At 58.0% G+C, this 22,333-nt stretch carries 9 protein-coding genes; 1 reads left to right on the plus strand and 8 read right to left on the minus strand.

Translation table 11 applies throughout. From position 1 onward, the window contains the following. Positions 1–38 precede the first annotated feature (38 nt). Complete coding sequence (clpB, locus tag ABIQ96_RS18775; RefSeq protein ID WP_348216167.1) at positions 39–2,612, minus strand: ATP-dependent chaperone ClpB; 2,574 nt, start codon at positions 2,610–2,612, stop codon at positions 39–41. 111 nt (positions 2,613–2,723) lie between these two features. Here clpB and ABIQ96_RS18780 point away from each other — a divergent pair, with 111 nt between their 5' ends. Next, the gene (locus ABIQ96_RS18780; RefSeq protein ID WP_348216168.1) at positions 2,724–3,617 is read left to right on the plus strand and encodes a LysR family transcriptional regulator; all 894 of its coding nucleotides are present in this window, start codon (positions 2,724–2,726) and stop codon (positions 3,615–3,617) included. Between the two features lie 34 nt (positions 3,618–3,651). Here the strand turns inward: ABIQ96_RS18780 and ABIQ96_RS18785 are convergent, their stop codons facing one another. From ABIQ96_RS18785 to ABIQ96_RS18815, 7 genes are all read right to left on the minus strand, one after another. Next, a complete protein-coding gene (locus tag ABIQ96_RS18785) occupies positions 3,652–4,434 on the minus strand; it encodes a hypothetical protein (RefSeq protein WP_348216169.1) in 783 nt (260 codons plus the stop codon). A gap of 127 nt (positions 4,435–4,561) precedes the next feature. Continuing rightward, positions 4,562–5,269, minus strand: coding sequence for a hypothetical protein (locus tag ABIQ96_RS18790; RefSeq protein WP_348216170.1), 708 nt, complete (start codon positions 5,267–5,269; stop codon positions 4,562–4,564). Positions 5,270–5,285: 16 nt separating this feature from the next. Beyond that, a complete protein-coding gene (locus ABIQ96_RS18795) occupies positions 5,286–8,750 on the minus strand; it encodes a hypothetical protein (protein WP_348216171.1) in 3,465 nt (1,154 codons plus the stop codon). 56 nt (positions 8,751–8,806) lie between these two features. Beyond that, positions 8,807–10,996: an autotransporter-associated beta strand repeat-containing protein gene (locus tag ABIQ96_RS18800; RefSeq protein WP_348216172.1), complete on the minus strand. Its 2,190-nt coding sequence runs from the start codon at positions 10,994–10,996 to the stop codon at positions 8,807–8,809. A gap of 33 nt (positions 10,997–11,029) precedes the next feature. Next, entirely contained in the window at positions 11,030–14,209 is a 3,180-nt protein-coding gene (locus ABIQ96_RS18805) for an autotransporter-associated beta strand repeat-containing protein (RefSeq protein WP_348216173.1), read from the minus strand. 241 nt (positions 14,210–14,450) lie between these two features. Next, entirely contained in the window at positions 14,451–17,603 is a 3,153-nt protein-coding gene (locus tag ABIQ96_RS18810) for a glycoside hydrolase family 97 N-terminal domain-containing protein (RefSeq protein ID WP_348216174.1), read from the minus strand. Positions 17,604–17,714: 111 nt separating this feature from the next. Continuing rightward, positions 17,715–22,316: a discoidin domain-containing protein gene (locus ABIQ96_RS18815; protein ID WP_348216175.1), complete on the minus strand. Its 4,602-nt coding sequence runs from the start codon at positions 22,314–22,316 to the stop codon at positions 17,715–17,717. Between the last annotated feature and the right edge of the window lie 17 nt (positions 22,317–22,333).

Below are 22,333 nucleotides of genomic sequence, written 5' to 3' on the forward strand. Positions count from 1 at the left end.
ACTTGGATTTCAGGAAAATTACCTGATGTGGAATTCCGTTACTTTTTGAAAACGATTCCCCCGCCCTCCACGTCGGCCTGGATCACATCCCCATCGACAAATTTCCCGTCGAGAACGTCGAGACTGAGCGGGTCGAGCAATAGATGCTGGATGACGCGCTTCAACGGACGAGCTCCGTAGATCGGATCGTAGCCTTTGTCTCCGATGTATTCCTTGGCCTCTTCGGTTAGAGCGAGACCTAGCCCCTGCTTGGCGAGGCGCTGGCGGACGCGGGCGAGCTGGAGATCTACGATGGTCGTAATCTCATTGCGTTGAAGGCGGTCGAAGATGATGATTTCATCAATGCGGTTGAGGAACTCGGGGCGGAAATGACCGCGCAGGGCTTCCGTGACCTTGGCCTCACGCTGCTCGGCGTTCTCTTCGTGGAGAATGAACTGCGATCCGATGTTGGACGTCATGATGAGCACCGTGTTGCGGAAATCGACGGTGCGGCCCTGGCCATCGGTGATGCGTCCGTCGTCAAGGACCTGGAGCAGGACGTTGAAGACATCCGGGTGGGCTTTTTCAATTTCGTCGAACAACACCACCGAGTATGGCTTGCGTCTAACTTGTTCGCTGAGCTGACCGCCTTCCTCGTATCCGACATAGCCGGGAGGCGCCCCAATCAGACGGGCAACGCTGTGCTTTTCCATATACTCTGACATGTCGATCCGGATCATCGCACCCTCGTCGTCGAAGAGAAACTCGGCGAGTGCCTTGGACAGCTCGGTTTTGCCGACGCCGGTGGGGCCGAGGAAAATGAACGAGCCAATCGGGCGGTTCTCATCTTGGAATCCCGCACGTGCGCGGCGGACGGCATTGGCCACGGCCTTGATGGCCTTCTTCTGACCGACGACGCGCTCGCCCAGCCGATGCTCCATGTTGACGAGTTTCTGTTTCTCGCCCTCCTGCAAGCGGTTCACTGGGATGCCGGTCCATGAGGAAACGATACGGGCGATGTCTTCCTCGGTGACCTCTTCCTTGAGCAACGCGCCTTCATTCTGGCGCAGGGCGAGTTGTTCCTTGGCAGCTTCCAACTCGCGATGGGCTTCAGGCAGATCGCCGTAGGTAATCTGCGAGGCACGCGTTAGATCGCCGATCCGTTGGGCGCGTTCGGTGTCGCCCTTGAGGGTCTCGATTTTTTCCTGTGCCGCCCGGACGAGATCGATGATTGCCTTCTCGTTCCGCCACTGGGCCATCAGGCCGGAAGATTTCTCGCGGAGATTTGCTTGCTCCTCCCTGACTTTTTCCAACCGCACCACCGAAGCCTTGTCGGTTTCCTTTTCGAGTGCTTTTTTCTCCATTTCCAGTTGGAGAATTTGACGCTCCAACACATCGATCTCCGTCGGCATCGAATCGAGTTCGATCTTCAAACGCGCGGCGGCCTCATCCACGAGATCGACCGCCTTGTCCGGCAGGAACCGCCCGGAAATATATCGGTCTGATAGAGTGGCGGCGGCGACCAGCGCTCCATCCTGGATGCGAACCCCGTGGTGGACTTCGTAACGCTCCTTCAACCCCCGTAAAATGGCGATGGTATCCTCGACGGTGGGCTCGCCCACCATCACCGGTTGGAAGCGGCGTTCGAGAGCGGCATCCTTCTCGATGTACTTGCGATATTCATCGAGCGTGGTGGCGCCGATGGTGCGGAGTTCGCCGCGGGCAAGCTGGGGTTTGAGGAGATTCGACGCATCCACCGCGCCCTCGCTGGCTCCGGCACCGACAAGGGTGTGGAGCTCATCGATGAAGAGAATGATTTGCCCGTCAGAGTCCGTGACTTCCTTGAGAAACGCTTTCAGCCGTTCCTCGAATTCGCCGCGAAATTTCGCCCCGGCGAGCATGCCACCGAGGTCCATGGAGATGATCTTTTTGTCCTTCATCGAGTCCGGCACATCGCCGGAAACGATGCGGCGGGCGAGACCTTCGACGATCGCCGTCTTGCCAACCCCCGGCTCGCCGATGAGGACAGGGTTGTTTTTGGTCCGGCGGGAAAGCACTTGGAGGACCCGGCGAATCTCATGGTCACGGCCGATGACCGGATCGATTTTGCCTTTGCGGGCAAGCGCCGTGAGATCGGTGCCGTATTTTTCAAGCGTCTGATATTTTCCCTCGGGATTGTCGTCCGTCACTTTTTGGGAACCGCGCACTCCGGTGATCGCCTCACGGGCTTTCTTTTCGTCGAGACCGGCTTCTTTGAGAAGTTTTCCGGCGGGCGAATCCCCTTTCAAGGCTCCGAGAATGAAATGCTCGACGCTGAGATAATCGTCGCCCAGCGATTCGCGGGCCTTGTCGGCGGAATCGAGTGTGGCGCGGAGGCCGACGCTGATTTGCGGCTGGGTGGATGCTCCCTGCACGCTCGGTTCGCGGGCGAGTGCGGCGGTAACGGAGAGTTTGAGTTTCGAGATATCGACGCCAGCTTTCTGCAAAATCGGAGTGGCAATTCCACCTTCCTGCTGGAGCAGTGCGAGCAGAACGTGGGCGCTTTTCAGCTCCGCGTGGGCGGATTTCGAGGCGATGCTCTGTGCCGATTGGAGAGCTTCCTGAAGCTTCTGAGTGATTTTTTCGAGTCCCATAGCGTGAACCTGTCGCATTCCGTAGCGCCTTGCAACGCGTGGATTGCCAATTTCTGCGCATCGGGTGTTTCCGTGGTGGCGCACGCGTTGCCACTTGCTAAAATCCGCCGCATGGAGCTGCGTCAACTGAAACATTTTCTGGCTGTTGGAGACGCTGGAAGCATCACTGCCGCGGCGAAAAAACTGCGTCTCACCCAGCCTGCGCTGAGCCGTCAAATCAAGGCGCTCGAGGAGGAGTTCGACACCGCCCTGCTGGACCGCGGGGCGCACTCGATCACACTAACACCTGCCGGCGAGGTCCTGATAGTTGAAGCTAGAAAACTGGTAAAATCCTTCGATTCACTCGTCGAGAAGGTAAAAGCCACCGCCGTCGGCGAGCCGTTGCGGGTCGGTTATGCTCCTTCCCTGGCAGGCGAGTTCCTTTCGCTGGCGATCGGGCGCTTCACCCAATTCCACCCGCGGGTGCGGGTCAGTCTTTACGATTGGTCGTCCGCGGAAATGCGGATCGGGTTGGAAACGGGAAAACTGGACCTCATTGTCGCCGCACCATGCCCCGGACTTCAAGAGCCCATCCACTGGATCGCCCTGCGGGAATATGGCTGGCAGGTAGTCATGCCCGCAGGCCATCCGCTCGGCAAAAAGAAACTCATCTCCGCGAAGGACCTCGATGGACAACGGCTGCTGCTCTACGAACGCGAGCACTATCCGGACTATTGGGACCGGATCACCGGATTTTTCCGGGAACATGAATTACAGGCCAAGATCGCCGGAGAGTTCGACGGAGTGAGCAGCCTCACCGCCGCGCTTGAGGGCAACCTCGGAATCGCTCTTCTATCAGAAAGTAGCGAGATCGATCGTGGCCAGAAACAACGGCTGATTTCACGACCGCTGGCGGTGGAACCGAAACGCATCGAGGTGGCCGCCGGAGTGTCCGGCGAAGGAAAAGTTTCCGATCAACTGCTGGCGTTCATCGAGGAACTCAAGCGCGCGGCCGCCGAATCCTAACAGCTATCCCGCGCTTTAATTTCCGCCACCGCGATTACTTTTCAGCGGCGGCGTCTTCACCGTAGAAGCTCTTGATATAGCCATACTCGACCATCGTGTCCTGCCACGGAGCCAGCACGTTCGCGTCTTGGAAAACCCGGCCGGCCATTGCCAGCCATTCTTCGGCTTTGACCAGGTTATTGTCCTCATACGCCAAGGCCGCCTGCGCGTAGTAATAGAACGGGGAATCGTCCTGGAAATCGTATTTATCCCCGAGTTTTTTCGCTTCATCGTTCATACCGAGCTTCTTTTCGCAGAGCAGAATCTTGAACTCCACAAGCCGCGACAGCGCCATGTTCTGATCGCCCGTCTCCTTCAGGATTTTCAGCAGGAGATCCAGCGACTTTTTCCATTCCTTGGTGCAGAAATAAACCTCGGCGATGTTGAATTCGATGCTCGGATTGTCCTTGGCAAGAGCGTCGGCCTTTTTGAATTCCACCAACGCCTTGTCGAACGCGCGCATCTCGACGAAGCAACTGCCGCGAATGTTGTAAACCTCCGGACTGTCTTCAAAAATTTTCGCAACCTTGTCCAATTCCTCGAGGGTTTCAAACACCCGTTTCTGTTGGAAGAGCCGGGTGGCTTCACCAAGACCCTTGAGGAACGCATTCCGGCTCTCCTCGGGCAGATTGAGGAACGCCTTCTGGTTCGGCATCAGGTCGGGGGGAGCGGCCTCCCCCTTGCCCGTGACCGGCATTTTTTCGATAGCGGCCGGCTTGTCCTGAGCCATAAGAGGCGACGACAACACGAAGAGTGTGAGGAGGAAAGTTGCTTTCATAGGTGTCTGATACCCGGGAAACTAGACATCGAAATCCCGGACCGCAAGCCGTCGTTCGAGCGGATTTCGTAACCTCAATGGACGCAATGGCAGGATGAAGCCCTCCGGAATCCCTCCGATTTCCGACTCACTGCCCGTTCCAGGGCGGAAAGTCGGCGAAATTCTGGACCGACGGCTGTTTGTATTTCATGTCGACGAGGGTGACGACGACTTCGCGTTTCTGGTCGCTGGCTTTCCAGCTCACAGACTGGCCTTTGACCCACTCGCCGTTGGCGCTGAGAAACTCGATGACGACCGGATACATGTTGTAGTCGTCCACCTTCGTCGCATGGGGAAACTGGGCGAACCTGCCGGGCGGGATCTGCGGCGTCACCTCTCCCGCCAGGACGAAGCGGACCGGCACGGGTGCCAGATTGATCGCCCGGACGCTTCCCATGGCGAAGGATTTCAGATCGTCGTCATAGGCGATGACTTGGTAGGGAAGCTTGCCTTCGCCGGTCCCGCCCGGGACGAACAGAAACAACTGGCGTGCGGATTTCCCCAACGTCGCCTTGCCCACCGGCACTTGCAGCGGTTTGCCGTCAGGCCCGGTTTTCTCGATGTAGAAGATGGCTTCATTCGTGGTGAAACTGCCTTCGATGACCGGAGAAATGTCGGTGTAGAGAATGACGTCCTGGCCTTTCGATTTCCCGTCGCCTGCGGCGAGAACCACTTTTTCGAGGTCCTTGATCTGTTCGAGGCAGAGGGTTCTTAACTGAACCTTGCGGATGTCCTGGGCTAACAAGACCGGGCTGAACGCGCCGAGAACAAGGATTTTGAGAATCAGTTTTTTCACGGTCGGCGGGTGTGGATTAGATTTCGCCGGAGGTCAACCAACGAAAGGCGATGACCTTGAACTGGCGGCCGAAATTGATGTTGGCAGGCAGGGCTGCCGCGGCCTCGGGCAGTTCCGCGGTGTCCACATACTCCGGCACCCGCTGGACGGTGGCCTCGCAGTAGGCCCGCGCGATGATTATTCCGCTGGCGTCCCTGGCATCGCCGTAGGCCCGGATGCGGAAAGTATCGGAACGCACGGTGGCGAAGGAGCCGATGGACGTGAGGATGTCGCCCTGCGAGATTTCCCCCGGCGCTCCGGTTCCGGTGTTGGGCGTGACGGCTCCCGGGTTCTGCCAACCGAAGCCGCCGACATCGGACGGGCTAACAGGTCTGGCGTTGTCCTCCATTACGGCATTGACGCCGGATTGATCGAGTGCGGATTGCAGCGCGCCTTTGTTCGACAAGTCGCCTGGAGGGCCGAGCCGGCGGTTGACGAATTCCGCCATGGATAGAAACGGCCCGCGGGCCCTGACTTCGGCGACGATTTTCTCCGCCAGCAGCTTGATCTCCGCCGTGGTTAGAGATCGATAGCTGTTCCAGAGCTTGTCCCGGGGTGAACCTGACTGGCCGAGAACAGGCCTCCGCATTCTGAGAAACGGAGCGCCGGAAGAAACCGTTTCGTCCGCACCGGAAGCGAGCGGCACGCCGGTATCCGCAAGCCCCGAGAGCACGGATGTCCACGCCGCGACGGAGGTGCTGTTCACATTGAAACCACCCGCAGTCATCATGCAGGCTGCGGTTTGTTTCCCGTCGACGGTGACCGCGGCTGCCGCGACGTCCTTGGCTGATCTTCCCGACGGGATATAAGGAACGTTGCGTTGGTTAGGCAGATGACGGCTGCCGTTGAAAAAGTCGGTGGCCAGCTCATTGATTTTCGCGGCGGATGAACCGGTATACATCGTTCCCTCCAAGGTCGCCAAGGTGGAGAACCAGTAACGATCCCACAACTGGTCATTGGCAAGCCACGAATGATCGAGGACGGACCGGGAGGCATCGGGTTTGAAAATCGCCAAGTCCGCGGGGAGCGCGGGATGCGCACGGGATTCTCCCACCGAATACGTCACGTAGGGAATGCTGCCGATGCTGGCGCCGTTCGCGTGACGGAGCTGCGCGATCGACTGCAGGGGTGCTAACGGAATTTCGTAGAGTGTCGCAGCGGTGGAGCCATTGATCACGCCATGACCACCAAAGAAAAAGCCCTTGTCGCCAGCCGTCTGGATGGCGGCGGAACCACCGCGCACAGGAGTCAGCGCGAATTCCAGCGGACTGCTGCCCTGGCTGGAGGAAGTGGTGAAATCGCAGGTCGCCATCTGCATGGCCAGGCCCGTATCGGCGACCGGACGCGATAATGTGTAGGATTCCTTGGTCGTCTTCACGCCGAGGCTGAAAACCGCGAATGCCTTGGGAGTGACATAGCCGGAAATCGCCTGACTGTTAGGAACATAGATGCTGGCAGTGGTGATGGGAGCATCCCGCCCGGACTTCGGATAGGTTTCCGGAAAACTCCGGACGTCGGGGAAGCGGGGAGATGTCCCCTCGGAAACAATCGAACTCAACCGGCCTTCATCCTTGTAAAAAACCTGTGTGGTTCCCACCGTCGTGCCGTTCAGTCGAACCGTGACACCGAATTTGTACCCTTCGCTTTTCGCCGTCGCAGGAGATTTCGGGCCGTAACGAACGCTGATGAGGTCGTCCTTCTCTTTTCGCAAAAGGATCACGCCGTCCTTCGCCCGCGCCACCAGCCACGGTGCCCGGGTGCCGGTCGCCAGCCAGTCGACATCATAGCCCACTCCGCTCTTCGCGTCGGTGATGATTCCGGGAGCTGTTAGCGCGGGCGTTCCGGTGCCGCCCGTCTTGTTGCTCTGCCAGTCGAACATCAGTTTGCCATTCGCCCCGCCGCTGAATTCATCGTTGAAGGTCCATCCCGGCGGGAAAGGTTTGCCAAAGACCCTCGTTTCCCCCGCCCCCATGACCACTTCCGCCGTCGATGTGGGCGATCCGGTAAGCTGCATGACGAAATTTTTCTTCTGTCCCGCCGCGCTGATATAAAGGTCGTTCAGCGCCACCAAACCGGAATTGGAAGCCGGCTGGCCGTTCACGAGAAACTCGAAACCGATCGGTGTGTCCGCGAACTCCACCTGGATATTCGTGAAACGGAGAGGAACGCTGTAGGGATTGTGCAGGGTGATCACCGGCAGGTACATCAGATGCAGATCATAAGGATAATCCCCGGTCGCACGTCCGCGGGCGTCCCTGGCGCAGAGACTGAAAACGGTATCGATCCGCACCACCGTGGGCATCAACATGGCTCCTCTGAAGGTCTTCATGTTAGGTTCATAGCGGGGCTTGCCGATCGTCTTGTCCGCGATTCCCACCGTGGCGTAACCGGGGGGAACCACCGCCTTCATGCCGACGCTTGGATTGTCCAGCGCCGTCGTCTTCCGATAGATTTTCGCATACCCCGCGTAGAGAGCCCAGAGAGGATCCGAGGATCCGAGCGGCGTGCTGGTATTCGAGTAGAGGAAGCGTGTCGAATAGTCGGCAGGCAGGTTGGTGGCGTCGAACAAGACACTTAGATCCCTCTTCAATCCACCGTTCGCCACGTCCGCCTGCACCGACAAGGAATCCACACTGAAGTCGTGGAAATAGGGCGCGATCGCACTGGTTCCGCTTCCCGCCAGGCCCGACTGATTGAGACTAACCAATTTGGGAAGGACCTCCGACAGCTTGTCCCGTGCGCTCTTCGAATCGGACTTGAGAAACGCCAGATCGGTGACGGCATTGAATCCATTCCGCGAAGGAGCCCCCGCCTGGGTGATCTTCTCACCGATCCCGTTGGCATCCTTGGCCGGAAGCAGATCGATGCGGCTTTTCACCCCTTCGTCCAAAATCACCCAGGACACCCCGCCGACGGCGACCTTCGGCTTCGTTCCCGCCAACTCGACCACCGGTGCGGTCATCTCATTCGCCGTGTTGCCCGAACCCACGCTCCCAGGTCCAACAAGTCGCTCGATTTTTGCAGCCGTCGGAAGGACCGAGGGATCAGGCGCATCCGCAGGAGTCGGGTTCGCCATCAGATAGCCGAGAAAACCCGTCCCGGTTTTCGCCGCCGCATAGTCCGGATTGGCAGACGGTGGTCGCCATCCCTTCCAAACTCCGGTGACTCCCGGAGCGACCTTTGAATTCACCAGATTGGCGGGAGCGGTGATCCGTGAGTCAGGCCCCGCGGTACGCTGCAGGTCACCGATCGCGAGCATCAATGCGAGCCTCGCATTGGCGCGTGCTTTCGACATCGCATCCCCCCGGCTGGTCGCCCGCAGGGAAATCGATGAAAGCGACAACAGTCCGACCGCAATCACTGTTAGCAGAATCATCAGGCTGAGCGTCACGATCAGCGCGAAGCCCTTGTTCCCGATGACGAATCGTGGATTTGATTTCATGATGATGATTATTCAATTCACACGCGCTGTCGTAACGACTTCATCAGTGCAAGAAGTCAACGCCGGCGGCGAAGCAGAGCAAGCATTCCCAGCATGCCAAGAAGTGATGCGGAAGCTTCGGGAACCGCGGTGAGCGTGACAAATGCCGTGCCACTGCCGCCGTTCACACCCGGCGAATCGTCATCGTAATTGATGAGCCAGTTTCCTCCGTTGGCGGTAAAGACCATGTCATCGGCGTAGCCGTTGAAAGTTCCGCTGATCGCATCATAGGCGAACAACGTAAATTTGTTGCCCATGGTATAATTACCGAGTTCCTCGAGCGTGAGTGTGGCGTTGGCCAGTGTCAGCGTGCCGTTGACATCGACAAGATCCGCCGCCCCACCAAGTCCGGAGGCTCCGGTGTATTGATAGGTATAAGTTCCGCCGTCAATGGTGTTGTTGCCGTTGATGGTGAGCGTGCCGGATGAGTTTCCTGGAGCGAGGATTCCGTTAGCACCGACCGTGACGGTGTTGGTGCCCGCGACCTCGCCGATGGTACCGCTACCACCGAGGGTTGCGGTTCCGGATGCAGCGGTGACGGAAACCGCCGTGTTGCCGAGTGATCCGTTCACCAGCAAGGTGCCCGCGCTGACTACGGTCGCTCCGGTATAGGTGCTCGAACCGGTAAGATTCATGACACCGCCGCCCGCCTTGGTGAAGCCAGCGGCCGCGAATCCGACTTTGTTGGTGATCGCCGCGGAAACAAGCAGATCCGTGGACGCAACTCCATCGGCAACCGTGATGTTGATGTTGCTGCCGTTGTCTCCACGAAGGACCAGGCGTCCGGCAATGGTCGATGTTGTGGAACTGGCAACAGTGGAAACCGAGCTGTTGGAATCAAGTGTCAGGTTGCTCGTCGCCGCAGCGTCACTAACACCGCCATTGGATTGGATGGTTCCACCAGTGAGGGTGTAGGCAACGCCCCAGCCTTGGTCGCCGGTGCCGCTGGCAGCACTGAGAGTGCCACCGTTGACCGCGATGGAGTTGACTTTGGCACTGTTGGTGAAACCCAACGCATTTCCTGAAGTTAGATTTACGATCGCACCTGAATTGATCGTGAGGGCACCGCGAATCGCACCGCTGCCGCCACCCGTAGCCAGAGCAAGCGTATCTCCATTGACAATAGTTCCACCGCCATAGGTGTTGACGTTGGAAAGCGTGAGCGTGCCTCCGGTGTTCGCTTTGGTCAATCCACCCGTCCCGGACATGACGTTGCTGATGCCGACGTTGTTGCCGTTCGTATCGAAAACAAGCCCTCCCGCGTTGAGGTTGACGAACGTTCCGGCCAGGAAATCCGAGTTGTTAGCATGCGTTGTCGCTTTGATGGATCCCCCGTCTGCATTCAAGACGTTTGCGGTGCTGCTGGCGGCGGTCGACGAGGTTCCCTTGCGGATCGAGCCGGTGGAAATGGTGCCGCCATTCAGATTGATGACTCCATAAACCGCACTCGCGGCATTGGCGCCGCCAAGAACCACGGTGGAAGTGTTGAGCTGCGAGGTACCCGCCATGTTCAGGGTGGCGAACCCCGTTCCGAACTGCCCGATCACAAAAGCCGAGGTAGTGGCGTTGAACTGGGCGTTTGCTGACAGATCCACCACCGCTTGGGCACTCGCCCCACTGATATTCGCTAGATTAATCTGGGAAACCGAGTTCGCATTGAAGGTCCCTCCTGTCATGATGATCGAACCTTTCGCCCCGCTGGCGACTCCGATGCTCAATGACGTTCCAGTGTAGTCCACCGTGCCGGCACTGACATTGAACTTCGAATCGGATCCATTGCCCCAGGTGAAAGCCGTCGAGATGGTCAGCGTCCCGCCACTCATGTTGTAGACGGGCTTCCGGGATCCTCCCGCACCACCGAAGCCAAGAGTCCCGACGGAAAGGTTGCCTGCCGTCTGATTGAAGGTGGTCGCCCCACTGGTAAGGTTGAGGTTGAGAGCGGCAAGACTGATGGAGTTGGTCGCGTCGAAGTTGATGACCGTACCGGTAGTGGCGCCGGGGTCCGAGCTGACCGTGTCACCCGCGAGTGGTGCCACGCCACTGACGTATTTCGTCGAATCGCCGAAATTTCCGGTTGCTCCGGCATTCCATACCTGGGTGAGAGCCCACGCCGAAGGACTCGAGAAGGCGAACACAACGGCCGAAACAGCGAGTCCGAGACGTGCATGCATCAACAAGCAGAATGGATTTTTGAGAGATGATTTCATACGGATTGGGTTTTGATAGAGATATGGACCGGCTCAGTTCTCCACACCGACGACGCGGACGAACTTGTGAGCGATGTCGATGGGAACAGTCGCCCCCTTGCGGGTGTAATCCGTGGGAACACCGGATTGATCGGCTGATACCACAGGAGTGACACCGCTGGCAGGCCATGGATTTTCAGCCAGCGTGATGCTTTCCTGAAGGATGTAGGTGGCTCCCGTGTTGCGCTCGTTCCAACGAACGAGCAGGATCGCTCCCGATTGGGTCATCTGCGTCAGCGTGCCGGTGTTGGTTTGTGGATCGGTCCCAAACAGGAATTCCTGGATGTTGGTAAAACCATCGGTATCAGGATCGTCCTGACGGCCTTTGAGCGAGGCATAGGCTGGATTGGTGATGTTGGCATCTGCCCAGGCGGAGTAACCGGTGACAACCGGACTCGTGGTGACGACCAGACTGCCGGTATCACCGACGATATGCGCGGTGGGAATCGCACCGGGAATCGACTGGATGTTGGTCATCGAAACATAGGTGCCAGCCGCCTGTTGGACGCCGTCGAGAAACAGTTTATCAACTGTGTCCGCAATTCCGTGAGCGAGACTGAGCGTGGAGGTTCCGCCATTGAGAGTGACCATGGCCCCGTTATACAAAGTGGCGCTGGTCAGTGTGAGCGGGCCGCTCGTCACGGTGGTGTTGCCGACATAATCCGGATCGGCGATGGTGACGTTGCCGGCTCCTCCTTTGGAAACATTGGCGGTTCCGGAGACATTCCCCATGATGGCAATCGGGCTGCCCGCTGAATCGATCGTGACATTCCCAGTCAGACTGAAGTCGCCGGTCCAGATGCCCGTGGCCACGCCCTGATTGTGAAGCGTACCGCCGCTTTCGATGGTGACCGGAGTGGTGATGGTCAACGATCCATACGTTCCAGCGCGAGCTCCGGACTTGATGGTGAGTGTTCCCGTCGTCCCGCCGTAGGCATTGGATGATGTTTCAGCCCAGACATTGCCGGCGGCAACCACAATGTGGATCGGCGTACCGGAGGCGTCCCCCCGGAAGCCCATATCATTGCCTCCAATTTTTGTTAGAGTATGATTGTTTCCGGTAACCGTTCCACCTTGACCGAAATCGAAGCGGTTTCCATTGTTACCGATGGAGGTGTCTCCCGTCAGGACAAGATTCTTGATCCCCGCGTCGCCAAAACGGATGGCTCCGTTATTGACAATCGCACCGGTATCTCCAGGCCCGGTTCCGGAAACGGTGTAGGTATAAACGGAGCCGGGAGCCTTGCCGTTGATGTCCACCTGTGCGCCGGAGGCGATGGTAATTCCGGAAGTCGCTCCGAAAGCGGAATTGCTGCCCATGATGAGTTTGCCGACATTGACAGCAATCGCTCCGGTATAGGTATTGGTCAATCCAGCCACAGTGACATCCCCTGCCCCGTTCTTCGCGAGACCGCCCGCACCAAGAATGCTGCCCGAGTTTCCGACGATAACATAGGGCTTGTCCGCCGTGTTGTTGAAGACCATCCCACCCGGCTGGACATTTCCTGATAGCGTGACCGTCATCGAATCGGGATTCGCGAGGTCATTGAAAGTGACGGTATCTCCGGTGTGAAAGATCGTGGACGACGAGTCCGCGGTGTTGATGAAATTCTCGTCGATTCCTGCAGTCATCCAGATTGGAACCAGGAAATTTGCCTCCGCTGCGGCCGCCGTCCATGCGAGGTTCCGTGCGGCCTGCGGTGGTCCGATTAGAATCGTCCCTGTGCCGGTGAAGAAATCATCGCTCTGAACGTCGGCGCCTGATAGCGAGGAGCCATACGTTCCGTTAGCTGTGTAGGCGGTCGGTCCCAGTGTCAACGAGCCGACGCGTTCCTGAAGGCCATCCAGACTGACCAGCGCCCCGGTCATCACATTGAGGTTGTTGGCATCCGGAATCACCGTTGCCGAACCGATGGTCAGTTGTCCGGCTTCGACCTTCGTGACCCCTTGATAGGTGTTGGTGCCGGTGAGTGTCAGAACTCCATCTCCTTGCTTGGTAAATCCGCCAGCACCGGACATAATGTTGCTGATCGTGGCGCTGTTCGAATCGGTGTCGAAGAAGAGACCGCCCGCCTGAAGATCCACGAAAGCTCCCAAGAAGAAACTGGAGTTTAAGGCATGGCCCACGACTTTCACCTTGCCCCCGTTCGCATGGACGACATTGGCAGTTAGGCTTGGAGTGACAGTGCTTGCTCCCAACCGGATGGCACCTGTCGCGATGGTGCCGCCGTTGAGATTGACCACTCCGATGATGCTGCTGTTGGCGTTGTCGCCACCGAGCGCGATCCGTTCGATACTGAGAGTGCCACCGGACATTGTCACGTTCCCCGCACAGCCGGCCAGCGTACCGAATTGTCCCGCCGAAAGAACATATCCGGCGGCGTTGAACTGCGAGGTGCCGCTCATCGTTAGATTCCCCGTTCCGCCGTTGTTTCCGAGGTAAATGTTGCGGGTGCCCGTTCCATTCGCATTCAAAACGCCCGCGCCGGACAAGGTAATGTTGCCCGTGCCACCCGATTGGGAACCTATCCGGAAACTCGGCGAGTTGGTTTTGAATTCACCTCCCGAAACTTCGATCGTTCCGATACCGGTGCTGGTGGTTCCCAGCTGGATCTGTCCGGTGCCCGTGTGATTGTAGGTGCCCAACGAGACTTCGACATGACCATGGGATCCGCCACCAACACCCACCGAAACAGAACCGCCGGAATGATTCATCGTTCCGCCACTGACCTTGAATCTGGCATTGCTCCCGTTGCTCCAAGCAAATGCCGCGGTGGATAGACTGCCGCCGCTCAGATTATAGATCGGATTGCGCGAACCTCCGGCACCGCCGAAATTGAGAGTCGCGAGAGTAAGGTCGCCGGCGGTTTGATTCACGGTAGTCGCTCCGGAAGTCACATTGAGACTGAGCGTGGCCAGGGAGATCGTGTTTGAAGCGTCGAAGGCGATGATTGAACCGGTCCCGTCGGCAGTAACGGTGTCTCCTGCAACCGGGGCGATGCCACTGACGTATTTGGTCGCGTCACCGAAATTTCCATTTCCTCCAATCGTCCACACCTGCGTGGAAGCCGCCCATGCCGACGAACCGCAAAGGGTGAAAATCATCGCGGCAATGGCCAGACCAAGTGGTGATTGAACGACTCTTCCGGACTGATGTTTGAATGTGGGTTTCATAGGATTTGGATTGGTTTCTGATTGGGTTTAGTGGGAATTCTAAAGTGGAATCGGGCTGTTCTTAACTTCTGATAGGTAGCGAATACGCAGCACTGAAATGGTGCGGGAAAAGCCCCACGACTGGCGAACAAAGCGATGGGTTTCACTGAGTAGTGTCGGAAGGATTCGGATCTGACGGGATTTTTTACGGAATGATAAAAAGCCGGGATGCCCTGCTGTTCGGCAGGAAATTCCCGCCTCCTCAGAATGATGGGTTGTCGTGGCTCGGCGGGCCGAAGAACTGAACCTCCGCGACATTCCCCCAGCCGCCGTTCGGAGAAAGATAGCGGAGATAGCGAAAGGACTTTGTCTCCCTCACTTCAAGGAGCGTGAATTCACCCGGCCGCGGACTGGCCGCCACCTTGGCCAGAACCACGGCGTCACCGAAATCGCTCCGATTCGCACCTTGAAACACACCTCCCACCATCCGGTCCGGCCACAGGTCCCGCGGGAAATAACGGATCGCTGTCACCTTGCTGGTTCCCGCCACACCCAAATCGAGTCCCGCCCAGACACCATCAGCCGTCGTCGCGTCAAAATAGGTCGAAACGTCGTTGTCATAGACAGCCTCCCGCATGGCGGCGGATTTCTGAAACGACCCTTCCGTTCCGATCACCGTTCCTCTCAGTCCGTTCGTCAGCACCGGACGTTCCGGCAGAGCGATAGAAACCGGAACGTGCACGGACACCGAACCGTTTCCGCCAACCGCCGCCACTTCGAAAACAGCTTCCCGCTCCTCACCGAGACGTTTCGCATTCCGCAGGTCAAAGGAATTTCCGGCGGTCGCCCCCAACCACACGAGTTGGCCGGTCAGCGGATTTTTCTGATAGACCCGGTAGTGGCAGGCCGCGTCTCTAGCAGCATCCCATTTGAGCACGGCATCCAGCGAATCCAGTCCCGCGAATTCAACCTGTTCCACATGAACCCGCGCCGGAACACCCAGCGCCCCCGAGGGCGCATCGTAGAACGCGATACCTCCGATCCTCGCCTCGTAGTCGGGAATCACTGTTGGACTTCCGAAGCGGAGGAAAACCTCGACAATTCTCTTCCCGGCGTGGGTTCCGAGCTCAAGTTGCAGCGTGTTCCAAGTCTCCGGGGACGATTCGCCGGCATCGAAAAACAACGGTTTTTGCGGCGCGTCTGCGAATTTCAGGCCAATTTGGATGGGCGATCCCACCGCTGACTTTCCACGTTTAAAAACCAACGACAGCCTTGTCTTGGCCGTCACCGTCAGCTCGGTCTGATAGAGAAGCAGATCGTTCGTCGCGTCCAGCCTGCCGGAAATCTTCAACGAGGAGCCGCCCTGATAGCAGTCAGAATAGTCGATCTCCGGATGCAATGCGGTTCCCGTGCAGGAAATAGTCCACATCCGATCCGGCAGGCGATTGGCGAAAAGTTGATTACTCCAACGCTCGCGAGAGAGTATCCGGCCGTTCTCGGCATACAGCGCACCACGGCCGGTTCCGAAATTGCTGATGAATGGCAGCGCACCCGCCCTGGCAGTCGGATTGCTGCTGAATTTAGCGATGAATCCACCTCCCGCCGCGACTGAAACATCCAGCTTCGTCTCGCGGGTCACGGTGCGATATTCGATTCCCTCGCTGTCATCACGGATGATTTCCGCCTGATAGGTCGCCCCGGGTGTCAGGAAGTCCAGCGCAAGAGAACAGGTTCGCGCGGTGTTCACATTCATGATCGCGGCATACCACACTTCCCCCTTGCGGCGGGCCATCGCACAGGTCTCCCCGATCTCGCTCCCGGGCAACACGCGGGTTTCATCCCAGAGGCACGGGATCGTGCGGACCAACGGAGCAAAGGCGCTCTTGGCCATCGTATCCGAACGCTCCGCGAGAGTGATCAATGGCCCGGCCATGCTGATGAAAGTGGCGATCTCGAACGCAGCCGTCTGACTGCCTCTGAGACTACCCTCCAACCCCATCGGCGTGTAGTCCGCAGGACCCGCGAGCAAGCGGGTGAAGGGTGGATAGATCGAGTCGGGAGATTTTGGAAACTGTTCCTTCCCGAAAATGGCCTCCATGTTCAGCAAATTTGGATAGGTGCGAAATTGGCCTAATGGCTTACCCGTTCCATGCAGATCTGCGACAAGATGATAGCCCGCCGCCTCTTTCAGGATGTCCTCGACCAGTTGAACCCGTTCCTTCGACGCCGGACTAACCGAATCGAAATCGAAAAAGTCCGCTTTGAATCCGGACACGCCCGCCGCCTTGAGATTCGTGAAGAATTTCTTCCGCATCTCTTTGGTCCGAATATCGGACGACCTCACCCATAGCAGGACTTTCACTCCTACGGTGGCCGCGTGATCCGAAATTTCGCGAACTTCCGGCCAAGGGGTACCGTTGTTCCAGTGCCCCCAACCTTCATCGACGGTATTGTATTCCCAGCCTAACTGACTCGCCCAATAGGAGTTCAATTTGGCGTTTTCCGCCGTGATTCCACCCGGAAAGCGTGACATCCAGTCCCACACCGAACGTCCCGGCCGCGCCCAGGCGGTATCAGCTCCTTCGGGAAAAAGCGCCGGATCCGGCGCGGGAGCCACGCTTTCCACGATGTCGTTATTCACCAACTCGTCCAAAGTGCCGGTCGTCACGACGTTCCAAGGCGTATAGGCATGGTCCCGGGTCGTCGCGCCTTGGCTGTTGTCTCCGTTCCGGGGATAGGTGACCTGAAAACTCCGTCCGGTGGCAGCCGCTGATTTCGTTAGAAACGGATTGGGAAATCCTTTTCCCGGAGCGGACTGGGTGATCGCCACATAGCCGGCATTTCCCGGCAGACGACTGACCACCGGCGGTCCCATTACCGTGCCGGCAGCGACCTCGGCGATGTCCCTACCCGAATAGATGTTCTCATAAACATCCTTCCCGGCCTGCGACCAAACGCGGCTTCCCGCGGGAAGGACGAAGCCACTCGATTCCGCGGAGACCATTTTCTCACCGCTATGCGTGAGTTCATAGCGAAACGCGATGCCGCTGTCGTAGGCGCGCATTTCGAGAATATAGGAAACACCGCTGGCCGGATGCGTCACCGTGAACCGCTTGCCATGATAGCGGTTTTTCGCGACCGCATGAGCGCCGTGTCGCGAAGGGAAAGTCTCGTTCACGTCCTGTGTTGTGGAGGATGCGATTGTTACATGCTCACCACAGTCGGTGCCATTGAGCGTGAAACCGAGCGGTGATGTTTGAACCATCTCGCTGGAATGATGAGTCACTGAATAGCTGAGCCGCGTCCCCACGACCGATACATCGGCACTCAGGTTTCCGTCGGGACTTTTAATGCTTTCGGCGTTGGCGGTGGACAACACTCCACCAAGGAGAATGAAATATACAGATCGAATCATGGGTTGAACGGGCTGACGAAAGGGCCAGCTAAAGAAGTAGTGTCGGGACTTTCCAAGTCTGACGGGATTTCTGCGGGTCAGTTGCAAAACACGCGGATTTCGGGAAAGACATCACGGTGGACCATAGATGACGACCACCCGCCCGAAGCGGGCTACGGGACCGGAACCCGCGGGATCGTCAATCGTAACCCGTTCCCAATCGGCATCGACGGACTCGATCAATCCGAGGCCGCTGGCATCCGTGAAATTATTCAGAGACTGACCGAACTGCGCCTTGTAACTCAATCCCGGCACAGATTTCCGCCTGAGATACTGAAGCGACAAACTATGACCTGTTGAGCTATCCGAAACCATCATGCGCGGTAGCCCTGAGCCGGGCGTGGACGATGGATCATACGAAGCGCAATCCGGGCGGGTCGGATCGAGATTGAATGCGAACTCCAGCAGTTTGGCGATTCCATCGCCGTCTTCGTCCGCCAATTGAAAGGCATTCGCTCCGCTGACACCATGATCGAACGCCCACTGTTGATAGAAATTTCGATAGGTGACGGACAATGAATTCGAAACGAGATTTCCACTCCCGGTCGTTCCGCTCACCGTGTTTGCAGGCAGGGAAAGAGACACCGTCCCCGATGTCGGCAAGATCGTCACATTGTAGAACGACCCTGATCCAGCCACCGAAACCACCGAGCCACCCGCGATTTGAAAATCGCCGCCGGTGAGGCCGGTGACATCCGCGGTGAAAGCAAGACTCGCTACGAATGACCCATCCACCACCGAGCGTGTGGTGGTGAGCGTGGGAATCGGCTTCACGCTGACCAATTCGAACCGGTCCAGCCGTGCTCCGTCCTCGCGGGCGAAGACGGTGATCACGTGGGTTCCTGCGGTTAGATTCACGATAACCGGATCGGCCACATTTCTATTGTTCACGTAGTCCCAGGCATAGGTGGATCCTACCGGCGAAAGATTCCACAAATTGACAGTGCCGGTCGCCTGATTGCCATCGACTTCCACCCAAAACGAATCGCCGGTGGCATCCGGCGCGCGGATCATTCCTCGCATCATCCATGGCCCGGTGGTTGGCACCACGAACGTGAATTCGACACGGTTCTGCACGGGTATGGGAGTTCCGCCGTTTGCCGGATAGGCGCCATCCGGCAACCAAAGATACTGTCCATGCGGAGCCGCAGCATCGGTGACCAGAGCCATTCCGCCTCCGATGTAGGATGCCTCCGATGCATTACGCCCGAGGACCTGTGGCTGATAGAGTGTGGATGCCGAAATTCCGTTGCCCATGCGGATTCCCGCATTGTCCGTCACCGAGCCGCCGATAAGTTCGATGCCAACGGACGAGCCTTGCGTGGTTGGAACCAAGTTGAGCACGTAGCCATTTCCCACAGGCACGATGGACGTCAGCGTGGCGTTCATCAGCGAGAAATCCGAAGCGCTGAGACCATTGACGTGTTCGTTGAAAGAAAGTCCGATCTGAAAAGGACCCGAGACCTGCGAGGGAACGTCCGTGAACTCCGGGACCGGCGGCAGCGAGTCCACATAGCTCACTGATAGAGCCGCCGATGCGCGGCTTCCAATTCCGGCGGCATTGGCGACATCCGCGGGAACGGAAACCGCAACAACCGGAGAAGTCGGGAGAATCGTCGCCACATAATAGTAACCGGCCCCGCGGATTTTCCCGACACTTCCGCCGGTCACATTCAGATCCGCGGCCACGAAGTCGGTGACATTCGTGTCGAAGGCCACGGTCACATCGAACGGACCTCCCACCCGGGCCACCGGTCCGGCGATCTCACAGCGGGCCTTGCGCTTCCCGACCAATCCGTCATAGCGCTGCACGGCCGTATCGTTCGGCCAGGTGCCCGACTTCATCGGCGTCCAATTGATTCCATCCACACTGTAATGGACCTGATAGTTCGCGATCCGGCCGTTCTGATTTCCCTGCCTCGGTGTGTAAACGAATCCTCCGATTTTTCTCAACGACCCGATATCAATCGTCAAGTGGTGCGGTAGCGGAGCTTCGTAAGCCCCCCACTCGGTATGCCAGTAGGTGGTGGGATTGCCGTCGATCGCCATCGTTGCCGGTGAATTCCCATCGACGGTTTCCTGACTGTCGTAATCGTAAACCGAAAGATCGGAAGTCGGTACCGGCGTTCCGTCGGCCCGAAGGATTGAAAACTCTCCCACCGTTGTCCATTTCCGGCCGAGCACTTCGGATAGAGCCGTCAGACGAACGTACCGCGCCTGCGGAGATGACGTCGTTTCAAACTCTGCCGGATTGAGCCCGTTGATATAATTCCGGAGAAAATCGACCGCCTTGTGATCCACCACGTTCTTCGCCAGCGGCGGCATCGCGGCACCATTTCCCACGTTGGACAAACGCACGTGCAGGGCGGATAAATCCGCGTCACCGGGCTTCAGGTAGCGACCATCCGGCCCCAGATCGAAATTACCCTCGAGCACTTGGTTGACCATCCGTTGCGAGATCAAAGGAGTGGCGAGACGCGCGTCGAAATAGTCGACCGTGCCACCCGCCTGATGGCAATGCGCGCAGTTCGTGTCGAAATAGGAACGCACCCGATGCTCCACCGGGGCGGTCGGATCATCCATCGAACGGGCTTCGATGAAATTTCCGAGATCCGTGCTCGTTAGAGTTTGATCGAACATGCCAAGCGCATTGAAGGTGGCCAGTTGGTTCGCCGTGCGTCCGGTAGTGGCGTAGTAAAAATTCCCGTTGAGCGGATACGTCCGGACACCGAGCGCCTGACCGGAAGCCGCGTTGTGGCAAAGCATGCAATCGGCACGCGAAGGATAGTCCCAGTGCCGCGGTTCCGTAACGCCGTTCTTATTGGTCACGGAGAAATCCTCACCTTGTCCGGTCGTGAGCAATTCCGCATCGGTGCCGGCTGCGTTCCAACGATAGGTCACTCCGTATTTACCACCCCCAGCGGTGCACACCAGAAAGCGGGTTTCCAGTCGTTTGACCTGTGACGGATTGTTCTCGTTGGTCGCGACTTCGAAGTGTTTCACGAACACGGTTCCAGCGGGAAACAGCCAGCTACCGTCCTTGCTGAAGACGATTTTCTCAGCCGCCGTATCGTAAACACCATCGTTGGGAAGAATGATCCAGCGCCTTTTCGCCGCGCCATCCGACCACAGCGGAGAAGCCACTGAATAAGGAATCACCCCCGGCACTGTTGCCAGAGTCGCCATGTTGGCAAAGACACCGGTCTGTGATAGAAACTGCGGCGGCTCTACGGAAATTCCGGCGCTGGCAAGTTTCCGAATCGTTCCGCCCGGCTTGTTGGTGCCGTTCAGATTCATCAAATAGATCTCGCCTTCGTTATCCGTGCAGAAATTAGCAAGCCCCGATTTGCTTCCTGTGCTGAACCCGTCAACCATCAGCTCGGTCACGGGAGCTCCGCCGCTTCCGTCGAGCGTTGAAGTCCAGATGCGGCCGCGGCCATTGTCTCCATAGAGGATTTTGCCACCGAGCAAGTCAGCCCACTTCGCTCCGCGATAGCGCATCCCGCCGATGATGCAGTTCCCGGTCACGTGACTGTAATCCACCACCGGCGGATTCTCGATTCCGATGGCCGGTGATGCGGCGGTTCCCGGTCCCGACACCGATCCCTCGCGGTATCCCCATTGCGCGTTGCCTCCTTTGACGAGCCGGGTCATTTCCTCCCTCGCTCCCTCCCCCACATCGCCAACCCAGATCTCGCCTAACATCGCGTCATAATGTGCGGTATGCGGGCTTCGCAGCCCTAAGCCGAAGTACTCCTCAAGCATCGATCCCGCGGGATCCAGCCATGGGTTGTCGTTGGGAATACCGTAGCCCTGTGTCGAACTGGCGGGCCATCCGGCAGGCTTGTTAGCCGGGCTCTGCGGCTGGCGCCGGATGGCGTGCGACTTCGCGGAATTGTTATCCACATCGATCCTGAACAAACCGCTGAAGAGTCCGAAATTCAGCTTCTGGGTCCGGCTCAACGCGCCATCCGCTCCGGTCAGTCCGCCGCCTTCACCGCTGTCACCTCCGTCGCCACAGGTGATGTTGAGGAACCCCTGGCTATCGAAAAACATCGCGCCTCCGTTATGCCAGCGGCAGCGGTCATATTGATTCATCAGCACGAACTCGCTGTTAGGATCGAGCGTGCCGGTCGCGGGAATCCAGGTGAATCGGGACACCCGCCAATAGGAATGATTGGCGTCCGCTCCCGTCAGAGCCGGTTTGTGATTGTAGCAGACGTAGGCGTAGTTGGCATTCGGTGATCCCGCCTGACCAAACTGCGGATGAAATGCGATGCTGTAAAATCCCTGATCCTCCGACGATTGCGTATTCCCCACCCACTCAAGGACCTTGACCACTTGAGATTGAGTCGTGCTGGCACTGCGGGGAAAACGCCAGAGCTGACCGTTTTTACCGACAAGGAGCAAGTCGTTGCCACCTGGCACCGGAGTCAGCCACAAGGGATCGACGAAGGTGAGATTCGGAAATGCATTCTCGGTGGTCCAAGGACTCGCCTCTCCCGGCGCGGTGACGGGGAAGGCACCGTTGAGGAAAGCACCGATCGCCTCGGGAGCATTCAAGCCACCCGCCTGCGAGAATGCCGGGCATGGAATCCAGACGCATGCCGTTGCCACCCACAGCAGGATCAATCGACATGCGGATTTCGCCTCACGGTAGAATTCAAGGATCATTGATACGTTGCGATTGG

The organism is Luteolibacter sp., assembly GCF_039920825.1.
In the GTDB taxonomy this organism is placed as follows: domain Bacteria; phylum Verrucomicrobiota; class Verrucomicrobiia; order Verrucomicrobiales; family Akkermansiaceae; genus Luteolibacter.

What these genes read in the sequence shown, in the direction of transcription:
- ABIQ96_RS18815 (WP_348216175.1), bottom strand. Translation starts at nt 22,316, where the DNA reads ATGATCCTTGAATTCTACCGTGAGGCGAAATCCGCATGTCGATTGATC.
- ABIQ96_RS18810 (WP_348216174.1), bottom strand. Translation starts at nt 17,603, where the DNA reads ATGATTCGATCTGTATATTTCATTCTCCTTGGTGGAGTGTTGTCCACC.
- ABIQ96_RS18780 (WP_348216168.1), top strand. Translation starts at nt 2,724, where the DNA reads ATGGAGCTGCGTCAACTGAAACATTTTCTGGCTGTTGGAGACGCTGGA.
- ABIQ96_RS18805 (WP_348216173.1), bottom strand. Translation starts at nt 14,209, where the DNA reads ATGAAACCCACATTCAAACATCAGTCCGGAAGAGTCGTTCAATCACCA.
- ABIQ96_RS18795 (WP_348216171.1), bottom strand. Translation starts at nt 8,750, where the DNA reads ATGAAATCAAATCCACGATTCGTCATCGGGAACAAGGGCTTCGCGCTG.
- ABIQ96_RS18800 (WP_348216172.1), bottom strand. Translation starts at nt 10,996, where the DNA reads ATGAAATCATCTCTCAAAAATCCATTCTGCTTGTTGATGCATGCACGT.
- ABIQ96_RS18785 (WP_348216169.1), bottom strand. Translation starts at nt 4,434, where the DNA reads ATGAAAGCAACTTTCCTCCTCACACTCTTCGTGTTGTCGTCGCCTCTT.
- clpB (WP_348216167.1), bottom strand. Translation starts at nt 2,612, where the DNA reads ATGGGACTCGAAAAAATCACTCAGAAGCTTCAGGAAGCTCTCCAATCG.